13 protein-coding genes are annotated in these 14,359 nt (G+C 49.5%); 5 read left to right on the top strand and 8 right to left on the bottom strand.

The features are described 5' to 3' along the window. Positions 1-573: 573 nt before the first annotated feature. The 3 genes from H6G13_RS01035 (at position 574) to H6G13_RS01025 (ending at position 2,579) form a co-directional block, all read left to right on the top strand. Positions 574-1,017 (top strand): hypothetical protein, encoded by a 444-nt coding sequence (locus H6G13_RS01035; RefSeq protein ID WP_190481247.1) that lies wholly within the window; start codon positions 574-576, stop codon positions 1,015-1,017. Positions 1,018-1,645: 628 nt separating this feature from the next. Beyond that, positions 1,646-2,173, top strand: coding sequence for a hypothetical protein (locus tag H6G13_RS01030; RefSeq protein WP_190481246.1), 528 nt, complete (start codon positions 1,646-1,648; stop codon positions 2,171-2,173). Positions 2,174-2,411: 238 nt separating this feature from the next. After that, positions 2,412-2,579 (top strand): hypothetical protein, encoded by a 168-nt coding sequence (locus H6G13_RS01025; RefSeq protein ID WP_190481245.1) that lies wholly within the window; start codon positions 2,412-2,414, stop codon positions 2,577-2,579. Between the two features lie 120 nt (positions 2,580-2,699). Here the strand turns inward: H6G13_RS01025 and H6G13_RS01020 are convergent, their stop codons facing one another. After that, on the bottom strand, positions 2,700-3,617 hold the full coding sequence (locus tag H6G13_RS01020) for a HAMP domain-containing sensor histidine kinase (protein ID WP_190481242.1): 918 nt from the start codon (positions 3,615-3,617) through the stop codon (positions 2,700-2,702). A 156-nt stretch (positions 3,618-3,773) separates the two neighbouring features. Continuing rightward, positions 3,774-4,415, bottom strand: coding sequence for an L-threonylcarbamoyladenylate synthase (locus H6G13_RS01015; RefSeq protein ID WP_190481240.1), 642 nt, complete (start codon positions 4,413-4,415; stop codon positions 3,774-3,776). A gap of 45 nt (positions 4,416-4,460) precedes the next feature. Between H6G13_RS01015 and H6G13_RS01010 the strand changes: the two genes are divergently transcribed. Together H6G13_RS01010 and H6G13_RS01005 are read left to right on the top strand one after the other, a co-directional pair. Further along, on the top strand, positions 4,461-5,702 hold the full coding sequence (locus tag H6G13_RS01010) for a DUF790 family protein (RefSeq protein ID WP_347277417.1): 1,242 nt from the start codon (positions 4,461-4,463) through the stop codon (positions 5,700-5,702). A gap of 114 nt (positions 5,703-5,816) precedes the next feature. After that, positions 5,817-6,191, top strand: a complete 375-nt coding sequence (locus tag H6G13_RS01005) for a response regulator (protein ID WP_190481238.1) — start codon at positions 5,817-5,819, stop codon at positions 6,189-6,191. A 65-nt stretch (positions 6,192-6,256) separates the two neighbouring features. On the opposite strand, the gene H6G13_RS01000 is transcribed toward H6G13_RS01005, so the two are convergent. The 6 genes from H6G13_RS01000 to H6G13_RS00975 form a co-directional block, all read right to left on the bottom strand. After that, the gene (locus H6G13_RS01000) at positions 6,257-7,543 is read right to left on the bottom strand and encodes a hypothetical protein (protein ID WP_206756499.1); all 1,287 of its coding nucleotides are present in this window, start codon (positions 7,541-7,543) and stop codon (positions 6,257-6,259) included. 693 nt (positions 7,544-8,236) lie between these two features. Continuing rightward, entirely contained in the window at positions 8,237-9,169 is a 933-nt protein-coding gene (locus H6G13_RS00995) for a glycosyltransferase (RefSeq protein ID WP_190481234.1), read from the bottom strand. A 163-nt stretch (positions 9,170-9,332) separates the two neighbouring features. Then, the gene (locus H6G13_RS00990) at positions 9,333-10,421 is read right to left on the bottom strand and encodes a glycosyltransferase (protein ID WP_199305658.1); all 1,089 of its coding nucleotides are present in this window, start codon (positions 10,419-10,421) and stop codon (positions 9,333-9,335) included. Positions 10,422-10,488: 67 nt separating this feature from the next. Further along, complete coding sequence (locus H6G13_RS00985) at positions 10,489-11,403, bottom strand: glycosyltransferase (protein WP_190481233.1); 915 nt, start codon at positions 11,401-11,403, stop codon at positions 10,489-10,491. A gap of 182 nt (positions 11,404-11,585) precedes the next feature. Beyond that, positions 11,586-13,121, bottom strand: coding sequence for a lipopolysaccharide biosynthesis protein (locus tag H6G13_RS00980; protein WP_190481231.1), 1,536 nt, complete (start codon positions 13,119-13,121; stop codon positions 11,586-11,588). Continuing rightward, positions 13,111-14,355 (bottom strand): glycosyltransferase family 4 protein, encoded by a 1,245-nt coding sequence (locus tag H6G13_RS00975; RefSeq protein ID WP_190481229.1) that lies wholly within the window; start codon positions 14,353-14,355, stop codon positions 13,111-13,113. The genes H6G13_RS00980 and H6G13_RS00975 overlap by 11 nt, the downstream gene beginning before the upstream one ends. Positions 14,356-14,359: the final 4 nt, after the last annotated feature.

The raw sequence follows: 14,359 nt of genomic DNA, 5'->3' as shown, positions 1-14,359 counted from the left end.
GAATTTGAGAAATACTGGGCAGCCATTTTTGTTACCTCCGTTGAATGCCAAAATCCAGGCCGCATCTCTTACAGGGTTAGTCGCACAACGGATAGTTAATGAACATACCTTGCCGGAAAAAAGGAGCCTTGTGAACCAGAAAACCTCACGACCTTAATTCATATTCAGGCAGTTTCCTAAAAAAACGAGCCAAATGAACCACAAAAAAGCTTCTCAAAACCTCATAAAATATTCTTAATTCTTACTACAGCCGCTTCATTTATAAGCTTGATCGGAGCAGTTTTTGGGAAGCAAGAAAAGCGGGATGAACTATCTGTACCGCGAGTATTTTGACCGCTTCCCTACAAACACAATTCAGTACAGTAACTAACATTAAACTCCCTTCAAAAGATTCTGGCTGTGAGTATTGAAGATACTATAAAGCGACATTGATCAGTCTTTTGTGTGATCTCGATCAGAAAAGTTATTGGTTTTCTCCTGTAGCCTTTGTACTAAACGAGACATCTCTGACTTACAGCTTGCTCTGCCCGTAAAGGATCCTGAAATCCCCTAAGGCTCTTTCGAGATCGCCCAATGAATACCCCTTGCCCCTTTCATGAATTGACTGCTGAAGCAGCACTTACCTGGGTTGACAACCTGCTCTATAGCGAAAAAGGACATCGCCTCAGTGATCTGGAAAGGCAAATATTCATAGGCTCCTGGCGCGGTCAGACCTATGAAGAGATCTATCCACTGAACCCTCAATATGTCGAGAAATCAGTAGGCTACAAGCTCTGGCGTAAGCTTTCAGACGTACTGGCAGAAAAGGTGAGTAAAAAACGTGTGCGGGAAGCCGTTATCCGTCGCATGAACAGCTATGAAGAGTTGCCGATACTTCATCTGGGGCTAAAGCCAGAGTGGCAGCACGGTCGACGCATTCGAATTACCCAGCACAGCCCCAATCCGGTGGCTCAGCAGTCATATCAATTACGTGTGAGTTTGCGTCAAAATAGGGATAACCGCAAAACTGGGAGGTAACCCATACGGGATGGCCCTTCGCTATTGAGCTCGCAGAGAGCCAAGAGCAGTTGAAGAAATCGCTTCAATATGCCCACAGTGCAAGCCAAAAGAAGCGCCTGCAGATGCTTTACTGGCTCAAATGTGAAAGGCTCAAATGCAAAAATACCCTACTCAACATCTCCCTGCTTCACTTTATTACAATCAATTTGCTACGGCTGAAGGGTTTGATTCAGTCACCTCCGCTTTACGTCAGCTTGCCAGCCAAGTTGACTAAATTTTTCGTCTCTTACAATGAATTAGACCTGCCTTAAACCCTACTGCAGCCGCTCCATCTAAAAGTTTGATTGGAGCAGCCTTTAGGAAGCAAGAAAAGCGGAATAAACACCTGTATCGCGAGATTTCGAGCTCTTCCCTACAAACGCAGCTCAGTACAGTAATTAACATTAAACTCCCTTCAGAAGATTCTGGCTGTGAGCATTGAAGATACTAGAAGGCGACATTGATCAGTCTTTTGTGTGATCTCGATCAGAAGAAATATCGGTTTTCTCCCGTAGCCTCTGTATTAAATAAGACATCTCTTACCTGCAGCTTGTTCTGCCAGTAAAGGATGCTTTAAATCCCCCTAAGGCTCTTTCGAGATCGCCCAATGAATACCCCTTGCCCTTTTCATGAATTGACCGCTGAAGCAGCACTTACCTGGGTTGACAACCTGCTCTATAGCGAAAAAGGACATCGCCTCAATGATCTAGAAAGGCAAATATTTATAGGCTCTTGGCGCGGTCAGACCTATGAAGAGATCTATCCATTGAACCCTCAGTATGTCGAGAAATCAGTAGGCTACAAGCTCTGGCGTAAGCTTTCAGACGTACTGGCAGAAAAGGTGAGTAAAAAACGTGTGCGGGGAGCTGTTATCCGTCGTATGAACAGTTATGAAGAGTTGCCGATGCTCCATCTGGGACTAAGGCCAGAGTGGCAGCACGGCCGACGCATCCAAATTACCCACCACAGCCCTAATCCGGTAGCTCAGCAGTTCGCTCAAGAGCTGAAGAGGTTGCTGCAAGCGGTCGGTCATCAGGTTCTGATTGATGATCTAACAACAGCTGGTTCAAATGGTGAACCTTATGAAACAATAGCGCCCCGGTGGGACTGGATCTTGTCGATCAGGCCCGGTTGAGCGAGCGTTCTATAAGCGGTCTCTCTAGAAGCTACACCGCTAAAGGCAGCGTGATGTTGCAAAGCACTACTCTAAAAGCTGTGTATATTAGGGCAAATCTTTCTGGAATTTTGTCTGCTCAGACTGGGTAGTAATATAGAGTCCTTTCTGTGCTCAGCCCCTATGCGCATTTCGTAAACATAGGATCTCTGCAATCTCTTGGGTAATGCCGTGTTGATAAAAAATTATCCTGGTTCCCATGGAAATCTTCATCCTGATTGCGATTGTTCTAGCTCTTTGGACAAACGAGATTTTGCTCGGCAATAAATTGCTTCAGGAAAAGCCAGGACCAACGGCTGAAGAGAAGTTTGCTGAGGCAGTCAAGACCTACCTGAAGGAAGGTATCAACATCAGAAGCAAGGATTGACAAGCAGTTGCTAAGCTAGCTACTTATGCCAGCTCTTTGGATGTAGCTTGGTTGGTTTCCCTGTCCCTCTAAGGGCAGGGTTCTGCACAGTAGGGTCTATCCACTTTCTACATTATTCCTTCAAGGAATTTCGGAGTCGGCGTAATCCGCTAGAGAAATACTGGGCAAAGAGATGTAAAAACAGGTGTAGTTTTCGTTCTCCTGGGGCAGTTCCGACCCATTTGAAGAAACTGGAGAGAGGGTCACCTCGCCTCCCATCCTGGCTAAAATCTGGTTTGCTAACCGCTGGCGAAATGCCGGAGAAAGTCCTTGTAGCACCTCAGCTGGGGCTGGCTGGCTCGATTCTGCAGAGGGCTCGGAGGTAGCCTGCCAGGTGTTGGGGGAACCGTCGTGTTTAAGGACAAGGGTGAGCGTTTTAGCATCTGCTGGATAAGCCTCAAGGAAAATTTGGCCGCATTCGGCTGCGATCGCACTCTCCACCAGCAGCACCAGCCCCTGCTGCAGCCACTGAGGATCGCCGTAGCCATAAAGAGCGTCGTCAGGATCAATAATCTTTAGACGGCAGCCACGGTTAGCGGCCTGCATTGCAACCCATTTTTCCACTTTAGAAAAAATGGCGGCTATAGAAAACGGCTGCAGTTCAGGAATGGTTCGACCGACTTCTAGCTTAGAGATTGAGATCAGGAGGTCTAGGTTTTTCAAGACTTTAGTGATAGCTTCTTGGGCCTGGCCTAGGAAAAGCCGTTCCTCCTCAGGGCCATCACACAGGTCTTCTAAAATCAGCTGATGCAGGCTGATGATCTGGTTGATGGGCGATCTCAACTCATGGGAGGTGCTGGCCAAAAAGCCGGCCTGGTATTGAGCCAAGGCCAGCGCTCGCTGGTAGGCTAGCGCGGTATCTGACTCTTCAGACGTTGCTTGAGCGGTGGCCACTGGGGCTGAAGACAGCGAGGCGTCAGCGGTTTTTCGGCGCTGGCCCAGCCACCATCCGGCTAATCCACCTAGTGTTAGTCCGGCTACGAGCGCTGCTGCTGCCATTTTTTCCCTCGGGAAGACTCTAAGTGAGTATGCCAGCCCTCAAAGGAAAAGACACCCCCGTTGAGGTTTTTTATCAAGAAGCTTTGATACTTCCGCGATTTTCCTTGCTTTTGTCTAACAAATCCAGTCTTCGAGGAACTGACGAGCCTCTGCCCCTTAGACATGAGAACCTGTAGGCGGTTCCAGCCGCACCGGCCCCTGCCGTAAAATTTCCCAAGTTCCTCCTTGCCAGCGGGCTACCGTCGAGGGCATACCCGACACACTGGGCGCTGTAGGGGCTGAGCCGAGGCACTGCTCAATCTGCTGCTGGGCCTGGGTCGACAGCACCAAAACGTCAGGAAACTTAGCCTCGATCTCGGCTAGGGTCTGCAGCGGCGGCTGGCCCGATGGGTTAGCGCTAGTAGTGGCCAAGGGACCAGTGCGAGCCAGTAGGTAGCGGGCCAAATCATGGTTAGGCACCCGAATCCCCAGGGTCCCTGTCTGCTGAGGATTCATGGCGGCGGGTGCTTGGTCGCTGGCGGGCAGCACTAAAGTCAGCGGCCCTGGCCAAAACTGCTCTGTCACCTGCCGCCAAATGTCAATTTCTGCGGCAGTGCCGGTTACGTAGGGCAGCAGATCTTCTAAGGCTGCTGCCATCAAAATTAGAGGCTTGTCTTGGCCACGCTGTTTGGCTTTGTAGATTAGGTGGCTGGAGTTAGGTCGAGCGGCCAGCGCCGGTACCGTATCGGTCTCAAAACTTCCCAGAGCCTGGCCCTGAGCTATGACTGCAACAAATTCCTCCAGCGAGACTTGAGGCATAGTCCAACCTCCCACAAAATTTCGGTGTAGAGTGCTAAGGAGAGAGTGTACCTGAGGGAGGCGACTGCTACGCTACCGGCTGATCTGCTTATCCATCGGTATCAGGGCGATTCGATTCAGCCCCGGCGGCTAGAGTTGAATGCAGCCAATGGATCTATTGCGACTGACCTGATCGATCTGTTTCAGGCCCATGTTAGCCAGACCCAGGGTGATCTCAACCGCCAACTGCAGGAACTCGAAGGCGAAGACACAAACTACCGCATCAAGCGCGGGCTGGCTCACCTGCTCAAGACCCACTTCTGCACCCTAGATATTGTTAGCCCTCTAGAGCCGGAAATTCTGCGTCAGCGGGTTTTTGCCCTAGCGACTCAAACGGCTCCTAGCCTGCAGGCAACCGAGAAGCACCTAGATATTTTGGCCCAGGGCTTGAGCCAAGAACTGGAGCGCGAGGTTACTGTTGCCCATCTGCGGCAGGGCCTATACGCTGATCTGCAGGAAAACCGCATGTTAACTGAGTTTGAGGCCCCTACCCCAGAGGTGCTGATTCACCGCTACAACCTGTCTCAGGTACAGGGTGTTTTCTACCGGGCTAGCCAGGTCGTACTCAACCTGCACCGCAACGACCCCGGTGAGTACAAGCTCATGTTCAAGTACCTCAAGCTGTTTCGCCTAATGGCCTACATTGAGGGAGATGCTGATCAGGGCTTCACGGTTACCATTGATGGCCCTACCAGTTTGTTCAAGCCCAGCACTCGCTATGGGTTGGACATTGCCAAACTGATTCCGGCCCTGCTGCATGTTACCCGCTGGAGCCTAACGGCCACTCTCCACTGGAAAGACAGCTACAGCAACCAGCTGCGGGAGAAGACTTTTACGCTGGACTCTACCTGCGGCCTAGTGTCTCACTATCCCCCCGGCAAACCCTATGACAGCATGGTAGAAGAGTCTTTTGCTAAGCGCTGGCCGGTCAGTAAGACCGAGTGGCGGCTGGAGCGAGAGGTAGATCTGGTGCCCATCCCTGGCAGCGTCATGATTCCTGATTTTCGTCTGGTACATCCCGATGGGCGAGAGTATTTGCTGGAGATCGTAGGCTACTGGCGGCCTGAATACCTGCGCAAAAAATTTGCCCAAGTGCAAAAAGCTGAGCGCAACAACCTGATTTTGGCCGTCTCTGAGCGCCTGAATCTGGAGAAGGCAGGGGTGAGCTTGAACCAAATCCCGGTCAAAATTGTATGGTTTAAGGAGAAGCTGCAGCCTCGCGCTGTCTTAGAGGTACTCGATGCCTAAGACGGACGACTTTGCAGCCCTGCTGGCACTAGGTGTTCGCATGGTCACAAATTGGCCATAATAACTGAACGAAGAAATTTTTAGAGGACCCGCACTTCCCGGCGAAGCACAGGTATGAGTACAGTTTTGATTGTGGATGACAGTTCAACCCTGCGTGAGATGATCGCTGGGCTTTTAATTAATGCCGGGATGAATGTTGTAGAGGCGAAAGATGGAGTTGAGGCCAAGCAGTTAATTGAGACCAATCCGCCCGATCTGGTGGTTCTCGACATTGTTATGCCTAACATGAATGGCTATGAGCTTTGCCGCTGGATTAAAAACACCTCGAACACCCAAGATATTCCTGTCGTGATCTGCTCCTCTAAAAGTGAAGAGTTTGATCGCTACTGGGGCATGAAGCAGGGAGCCGATGCTTACATTGCTAAGCCCTTTCGCCCTAATGACATGATTGACACGGTGAAGCAACTGCTGCGCGGTCAAAAAAATTAGGTGGAGACGGGTGCGGCGGGAGGTTGCGATCGCAACCTCCCATTTCCGCTTTGTCAAATCACCAGTTAAGGCTTAGCCACTGACGGAATTTGACCAAAGCGGTAGCCCGCAGGCAGATCCGCAGTCATAATCTTGATGGGAGCGGGAGCCACCATGCGATACGTTTCTGTATCGGGCGGGATCGTTAGATAAGTTTCGAGATTGGGCAGGCGGGATACCTGGTCAATCCGTTTCGGCCAGCCTGCATTGAAGTTGCCTACAGAACTACAGACCTCTTTGCAGTCAGGCTCCTGCAGTACCCAAAATAGCTTCGTGTCTTGGCTGAGATAGGCTTCTCGCCAAAATGCCGGGTCGGGAATGCTTCTGAAGTTAGAAGAACCATCGAAGATATAGTACGGATAAGCTTGAACAAAGAAAAGAGCGTCCGGGTATTCCTCCTGAATTTCCCTAATCCTCAAGAGTGTTTCCTGACTTCTAGAAAACACCTGATTACCTGGCCATGCCTGAACGGCGACCTCCGAATAGCCTCCCGATATACGGCTCAGCGTTCTTCCTAAAAGCAGGTCTTTGAAGGAAAGGTTGAGGTTGTAGGCCAGGAACCCCACAACAAAGACTACAGCTAAAGCCCTAATATACTTGCTAAAGTCTCGCGCTGAGGCAATGCCATAAATAATAAGGATCAAGGCAATGTTCAAGGGTTCATAATATCTGGAAATGCTGAGCGGGCTATAGTCAAGCGGAAAGGTTAGAAGAATGAGAAAAGTAACTAAAGAGATCTCGAGAAGAGCCAACGTTAACAGCTCATCTTTTTTGAGAGTGTCTTGATTGAGGTTTCTAGATCTGATAATTAAGGCTGGCAGCAATAAAATAGTCAGTAAAAGAATAGTGCCAAAAATATAGTTGACTAGGGGAATCTCTCGAATAGACGGGCTAAAGAGCTTATTGAGAGGAGGGCCAAAAGCATCAGATAGATGGCTTAAACTTCTAAAAGTATTTAGAAAGAAAAGCTGAATCAGCTCAAACAAATTACGGCCATCTAGGCTGCTTCTGTGGGTCGACAGAAAATTATTTCGCTCTGTATTTGAGGCCAGCTTCGCGTAGGCAAATACAGGAACAATAACGGCTAGAGAAGATAGGAAAAAGGTTAAATAGCTAACCAAAAAAGCCTTTATTTTCGGAAAATTAACCTGAAGGAGAACAAGAAATCCTCCAATTAGGAGAAAGGCGGCAGCATAACGGAAGGAAAACAGCAGGCCAACCAGCAGGCCGGCGGCAATCAGCAATCGAGTCTTGATTGGAGATGCCTGCGTGTTAAAAAGTAGAAGAGTGATCAGAGGCACTCCGCCCCACAAAATTATGTCGGTGCCTTGCAGGGTCCAAGAAGGCGTATAGAGAAGCGGAAGCAGAACAGCTACGGCGTACTGCAGCGGTAAAGCCGATTTATGTAGCTTGATCCCCTTGGAGAGAATGGCGCTGCTCATTAGGCCCCAACAAACCCAACCTACCAGCATGGCAGTTCCATAAATGAGTTTGAGTGCCGTAGCCAAGGGCAACTTGAGGTAAAGCAGTGCGGCAACCGTTAGAGAAAGTCCAGGGGGGAAGTGGGTCAGATTTTGGGGCGTTGGTGGTAGATTTAGGTCGAGGTTTGGATAAAACGCATTTGTTAGTCCCTGACCCTGGAGTAAACGGTGGGCAGCTTCTAACTGTATGCCCAAATCCCATTCAACTTGGATAGGGGACAGCAGCCTAAATAGCGTCGCCAAAAGGGCAGATAGGCACAACACCCAAAAAACTCTTCGCCTCTCCTTTTCTAAGGTTAAAATACCGAGCTGCATTTTCTGGAAACCTCGTGCTTTCTAAGTCTTTGTTAAAGTATTGGGCTGCGAGCCTTACTTAGAAGTACCCCATTTTACGGAAATACCTTTGTCTCAAACCAGAAAACTGCTTCGCTTCTTTCGCAATGGCTAGTGCAGCTGCTGCGAACGAAGTGAAGCAGTCTCTAAATTTATACATTTGGGATGCACTCCCTTAACTTTACTAAGCAGTTACCCACTTAACCCAGCTTCATTTGCCATTGCTAGAGATCCTTTGGATCTCTGTGCCAGCTGCTCCCAAAAGAAACCGACCACAACTGCAACTTGAGACAGCAGCAGCAAGATGGAGATGGAATACCACGGATAGGCACAAGATCGCTGCAGCGGGAAGGTTAAAAGATCGCTGTAGAAGTTAAGAGGCTCTACCCGAATGGGAGCTGCCTGTCGCTTAGCCCGCACCTGATGAAAATAGAAGGCCCCCCGACCATAGTAGAAGTGCTGTTTCCAGAAGGAGCGCAAGGATAGATGGTGGGCATGTTGAATCTGGGCTGTAGGGACAAACTTCATTAAATAGCCTGCCTGCAGCCAGCGATCGCAAAGTTCCCGATCCTCACCAGCCGCATTCGGAAAGGAAGGATCAAATCCACCTAAGGCCAGAAACAGCTCTTTTGCTACCGCAATATTGTTGGAAGCAAAAAACTGCGGCTTCTGGCGCTGCTCGTTGTAGTACTGGTACAGGTAGTCAATCAACTCCTGCGAGGCCGTCGAAAACAGGTTTTGGGGTAGAGCATTGATGGTGTGCCCCCCCAAAAAAGCTTTAGGCGTCAGCATTAGCTGTTGGGCAAAAGCGGTTAGCCAACCCACTGCAGGCATACAGTCGTCGTCGGTAAACACTAGAAACGGGCCTTTGGCATGATAAGCACCGACGTTGCGGGCCTTGGCAGGGCCAGCATTAGCCTGCTTGATTAGACTTAGTGTCATCTGATCGCGAAAAGGGGCTACTACCGGCTCGAGATCCATGGGGCTCCCGTCGTCTACGATCACAACCTCATAGCGATCGCAAGGGTAATCCAGCTCAGCTAATGCCTTGAGGCAGAGCGCTAGTCGCTGAGGGCGATTGTAGGTTGGAATAACAACTGATAAAAAAACGGATGGAGTGTCCATAATCTGAAGCCTATGTAGAGAATGATAGGAAGCCCTTTAATTCATTGAGCTAGACGTATCTAAAACGTGTTGCTCAGAGCCCGTGGGTACCGCCAAAAAATTCGCAATTTTTTTCGATAAGCAACCCTTGTTTAGCGTGAAGACAATCTTGGGGGCAGATAAGCTAGCAGGCAAAGGTCTGAGAACGACTGACCACATTGTCCCAGAGGTCTGTTAGAAGGTGTTTATGTCCCCGAATATCTGACTTCTTAGCCTGACTAAATCCAGCTTCTCGCATCTCCTCTGGAACGGGCTTGGAAATGATGTCCGGCACGTCATTAATAGAGTCGTAGAGGAACCCTCCCTGACCTACATATTGCTCAAGGTCAGCTCGAATTCTAGGCATGCAAACGCCTACTCCTGCCGCCTGGGCTTCTGCAATTGCCATGGGCCAACCCACTGTTGCTAGCTCAAAGGCAGCTGTGTAGACCAACCAACGGTGCTTCTTGTATTCTGCAGGCATTTGGTTTGGCTCTACAGGCGGAATGAAATTGACTGAATTTTGCTTAGTTTTATTAAAGGATTCGAGCTTATCTACTCGATATCCCAAGGCATAGAGATTAAATTCCTTGTCAGGCATCCAAGACGCTAGCTGAATGTAGTCAGACATTTTTTTCTTGGGAATAGCCGCCCCAGTATTCATAATGGCGTCGCCATTCGGTGAGCGGTCATAGAAGAGGTCATAGTTGATGACCGGGAAGCAGTCGATGATTTTGTCTGGCTGTATACCCTCCTTCTCTAGGTAGGGACGAGCAAATGGGAACGCCAAAATTCCAGCGCAAAGTTCGTGGTTCGACCAGTGCAAATTACTGCGAATGTTTCTGACCTTTTTGAACTGAGGCGTATTCCACTCAACGATCTGTCTAAGCTTTCCTAGACGCTTTTTGGGCCGGAGCGAGAGGGTGTCGTAAGAGTGCGATCGCACCGTGAACGGAGTACCCGTTCGCTCGGCTAGCGGCCCTACAAACTGCAGCTGATTGAGGTAATGAGTGTGGAGGACATCAGGCTTAACCTGCTCAATTAATGCCTGAATCGCGTCCAGCTCTACCAGGGCATGATAGGGGTAGCTATTTTGATAAGGAATATCTGAGGGTTGGCGCGAGACAATAGTGATTTCATAATCATCATAGACAGCCTCAAGTTCTGACTTAATGTAGGTTTGAGAAATTTGAGGATACCCTCGGATGATATAAAAAATTGACGCTTTTTTCAAAATTACCTCCTTTACAGATAACTACTGCGTAACACTGTGCAAAGGGTAGATGAGGCTGATTTAGCAGTCAAGGAAGATTTTCTGATAGCGTTGTTGCAGCAGCGCTATTTTTCAGGCCTAACTTCAGTTTGAGAAACTGGCTCGCTTTACTCAAAATATGAACGGGATGAAGTTTGAGAGCCCATAGCAGGCTAGCAAAAGCCGCCCGCTTCTGCCCCAACTGATAAGATGTCCGAGCATGCTGGTATACAAAATCTGAAAACATCTTAGGATGGGCTCTAAAAATAGCCTGGTGCTTGCTGATTAGATGACGGAAACTAACCTGACGTAAAGCCGGATTGTAGGAAATTCGAGGCCCCTCATGAGCTATCAGCTGATAGGTTACCGTGGGTAAACCAACAATTGAGCAAACGGGGTTTAGTCTCAAAAATAGCTCAGTGTGAACGCGGGACTGAAAAGTTTCGTCATACCCACCAATACTTAGAAAAAGCTCTCGCTCAACTACCAACGTCTGCTTAGAGAGAAAGGACTTTTCAGGCTCAATTTCTTCAAGAAAAAAGTGAGAACCTTTCGGCAGCGTGGGGGGGCAGCGAGTATCAATAACTTGACCTGCTACATTGACAACTTCTAAACCCGACAGCACAGCCACTGGCTGGGGTAGGTTAGTGTTCGTCAATCCCTTTAGCGAAACTTCCAGCATGTGGGGCAGAAGCCGATCGTCATCATCTAGGTACATGATCCAGCGGCCCCGAGCAGCCCTGGCCCCAGCGTTGCGAGCAGCTGCAGAGCCCTGATTTTTTGGTAAGTGAATCACTCGAAGGCGAGGATGCTCTGCCAACTTGACAGGTTCTGGTGAGCCGTCATCGACGACGACGATCTCATAGTCGTCCACCGTTTGGTCTAACACGCTTTGAACGGCCCGTGGCAATAAGTAGGGCCGATTATAGGTGGGAATAATAATACTGATTGAAGGATTGCTCATTTTTAACTCATCTTGGGTTCATTTCTAGATTTTTTTAGATGGATGACCCAGGCGACACTTGTTGCTGTTAGCTTCTCACTTGTTAACTTGGGCTAGTTAGGAATAGATCAGCTTTAAATTGTTAAGCCCAGTTTGCTTTTAGGCGGCTGAGATCTAGCGAATTCTTGAGTTGAATTAATTCTTTACTGTTTCTTTTTTCTCGCAGCAAGCAGATTTTTTAGCTCCAAATAGAGGCTTTTAATTTCGTTTAGGCCACCCGGCAAAAGAACATAGATGCCAATATACAGCACCCCAAATATCACCAAGTTTAGAATCAAGCTTAAAATTAGCACTCCAGGAGCGGTCAGCATCAGTCGGCTAAGAAATAGAAGAAAACCTGAGGCAATAGATGCAGTAGCCGGTCGCAGAAAGGTGCTCATGAAATCCCCCATTGTAAGGGGGGAAAGCTGGAGGCAGAAAGCTACTGAAGGATAAGTTAGTAAACTTATTCCTGTGGCGTAGCCTATAGCGACGCCTAAGGCTCCCCAATGAGAGCCAATAGCAACAGCCGTAATCATGACAGGGGTATGAATTAAGCCCCACTGCAGTTGGCGTTGGGTGTGGCCAACTGAGACATAGATCCACTTTGTCACTCGGTACAGGCTGCCAATAAAAACAGCAACGCTTAGCACCTGAAAAATAGGAACGGCTACAAGCCACTGGCTTCCTAGCAGCAGCAGCATGAAATCTCGTGCTGATACAAATAAGAGGGCCATAGCCGGCATGCAAAAACCAAACATCAGCGTCAGAGATTGACGACAGTAGTTTCGGTACTGCTGAGGATCAGAGGCTGCCCGGCTGAGGCTAGAGACAGCCACGTCAAACAGGGCAGGGTAGATCTGGTTAAAAGGGAAGTAGGCCCACTGATAAGCCATCGAATACAGACCCAAGGCGCTGGCTCCACTCAAGTAGCCGATCAAAACCTGGTCCAGCTTCATCCCGATGCGGGTAATGAGGCGAAAACCACTGAGGTTAAGACCGTAGGAAAGCATTGCGCGAACATTGGTGTCAGCCTGTGAAGGCTTGACATATTTTGTTGGTCGCCATCCGCAAAATAGCCAGTAAGCAACTCCCTGAACGATTTGAGGCACCACAAGCTGTAGCACCAGCGCCCAATACCCCCAACCCATCCAGGCTACCGCAATGGCAGCTCCTGCGCCTACAACGAGCGATACGACTTCAATTGATGTCAGTACGCCAAACTGCATCTGTCTTTTCAACAGCGACTTGTGTTGAAAGGATAGGCAGACACTAGCTACCCCAATGGCCATTACAATGGCCATCGCTGTTAGGCTTTGCTCCTCATAAAACCGGGCGAGTAGAGGAGCCACTAACACCATAGCGGCAATGATGAGGACATTGATTTTGAGGGAGATCCAAAACACAGCGCTAGCCTGCTGGTGATCCATACCCTCACGCTGCACCGTAGCAGTTTCCAATCCTAAATTGCTCACACTATCGACTATGGCGAGCAGCGGCAGGAGCATCGCTACCAAACCGAAATCAGCGGGCGTCAAGAGACGAGCGAGAATAGCTGTTGTGCTAACACCGATCAGAACCTTGACGGGCTGTGCACCAAAAGTGATTAAGCCAGAGTGTAGCGATCGCTGCTTTAGATCAGAGCGCAGCACATCACTCTCCCAATACTGAAAGTTATCGATTGGAAGCTTACGAACCATGGAAAGAGCCTAAAGAAGATACCGAATAGGGTGGAGCCGCCAGCGATCCTTGCTCCTTTGAGGCTAGGAGAGTCTGATATAGCTCAACGAACTGGTTGACACAAGCTGATTCGCTAAACTTAAGCAGGGCGCGATCGCGCCCTGCTTGGCCCATTTGCTCCGCTAAGTCGCGGTCCTGCAGCAGGAGCAAGAGTTTATCTGCCAGAGGTTCAACCGCACCTGGTGGAACTAAAAATCCAGACTGACCGTCCGCAACAATTTCTGCTAACCCACCAGTATCTGAGCTAATCACCGCAGTTCCTCGCATCATGGCCTCTGTGGCAACAATCCCAAACGGCTCAGCCCAGCGAGAGGGAATGACCTGCACCCAAGCAGATGCAAAACGGCGTTCCATCTCCTCCCGCGAGAGGTGACCCAGAAACAGCACGTTTTCTTGCAGATTGAGAGATTGCGTCAGGGCCGTTAAGCTGTCTTTCTCCGTTCCCTGGCCTGCGATCAGCAGAGTTGCTTCGGGCCTGTGGGAAACTACTTTGGCAAACGCCTGGAGCAGGACATCTACCCCCTTTGGGGAGGCTAGTCGTCCGGCATAAGCTACCGTTGGCGCTGAAGTCAACAGTGGGCGCTGAGGTCTTACAGGCACTCCGTTCCAAATTACCTGGGTAGACGCGATACCTGCCTGGAGTAGAGACTCATGTACCGAAAAACTATTAGAGACAACGACATCAAAGCTGTCTTGCCAGGCTTGCCACAGTCGATGCTGCGCCATCAGAGGAACCCAATCCCTTAACGGCAGACACCCTTTCTGATAGCAGGCGACCCCTACCGAGTGGTGACAGCTCGCCCCTGTCGGCAGCATTTTGGTGCCAACCGGGCAAATCGGACGGTACCAAGCAATGTGCAAGATGCTGGGAACTGCCTGCAGCAGCTTCAGGATCAGCGGGGATAGCTGAGTCAGAAAAAGACGTACGTGTACTACGTCTGGGCGGAATTCTGTGAGAACCTGATGGAGTCGATGGGCTGCCCAGGGGTTTGCCGTCTGCAGTAGAGTCCGAAATCGAGAAGTCGTTCCAAAACACTCATAATCGGCAATGCTCTCAGCTTTGTCTTTTTGGGCTGTGCTAGCAAAAAGACGAGCGTCATGCCCCCGGCTCCGCAGATGAGTTTGCAGGGTTTGCATCATCATCTCTGCGCCACCGGTCAGTGTTGCATAGTCATTGACTAGTAAGATCTTCATGCCA

Origin of the sequence: Pseudanabaena sp. FACHB-2040 (assembly GCF_014696715.1) — a bacterium.
Lineage (GTDB): Bacteria > Cyanobacteriota > Cyanobacteriia > Phormidesmidales > Phormidesmidaceae > JACVSF01.
The sequence above is the reverse complement of the archived record's forward strand: the minus strand, read 5'-3'. Positions and strand labels throughout refer to the sequence as shown.

Coding starts and splice junctions, on each gene's coding strand:
- H6G13_RS01030 (WP_190481246.1), top strand. CDS start 1,646: ATGAATACCCCTTGCCCTTTTCATGAATTGACCGCTGAAGCAGCACTT.
- H6G13_RS01015 (WP_190481240.1), bottom strand. CDS start 4,415: ATGCCTCAAGTCTCGCTGGAGGAATTTGTTGCAGTCATAGCTCAGGGC.
- H6G13_RS00975 (WP_190481229.1), bottom strand. CDS start 14,355: ATGAAGATCTTACTAGTCAATGACTATGCAACACTGACCGGTGGCGCA.
- H6G13_RS01005 (WP_190481238.1), top strand. CDS start 5,817: ATGAGTACAGTTTTGATTGTGGATGACAGTTCAACCCTGCGTGAGATG.
- H6G13_RS01020 (WP_190481242.1), bottom strand. CDS start 3,617: ATGGCAGCAGCAGCGCTCGTAGCCGGACTAACACTAGGTGGATTAGCC.
- H6G13_RS01035 (WP_190481247.1), top strand. CDS start 574: ATGAATACCCCTTGCCCCTTTCATGAATTGACTGCTGAAGCAGCACTT.
- H6G13_RS00985 (WP_190481233.1), bottom strand. CDS start 11,403: ATGAGCAATCCTTCAATCAGTATTATTATTCCCACCTATAATCGGCCC.
- H6G13_RS00995 (WP_190481234.1), bottom strand. CDS start 9,169: ATGGACACTCCATCCGTTTTTTTATCAGTTGTTATTCCAACCTACAAT.
- H6G13_RS00980 (WP_190481231.1), bottom strand. CDS start 13,121: ATGGTTCGTAAGCTTCCAATCGATAACTTTCAGTATTGGGAGAGTGAT.
- H6G13_RS01025 (WP_190481245.1), top strand. CDS start 2,412: ATGGAAATCTTCATCCTGATTGCGATTGTTCTAGCTCTTTGGACAAAC.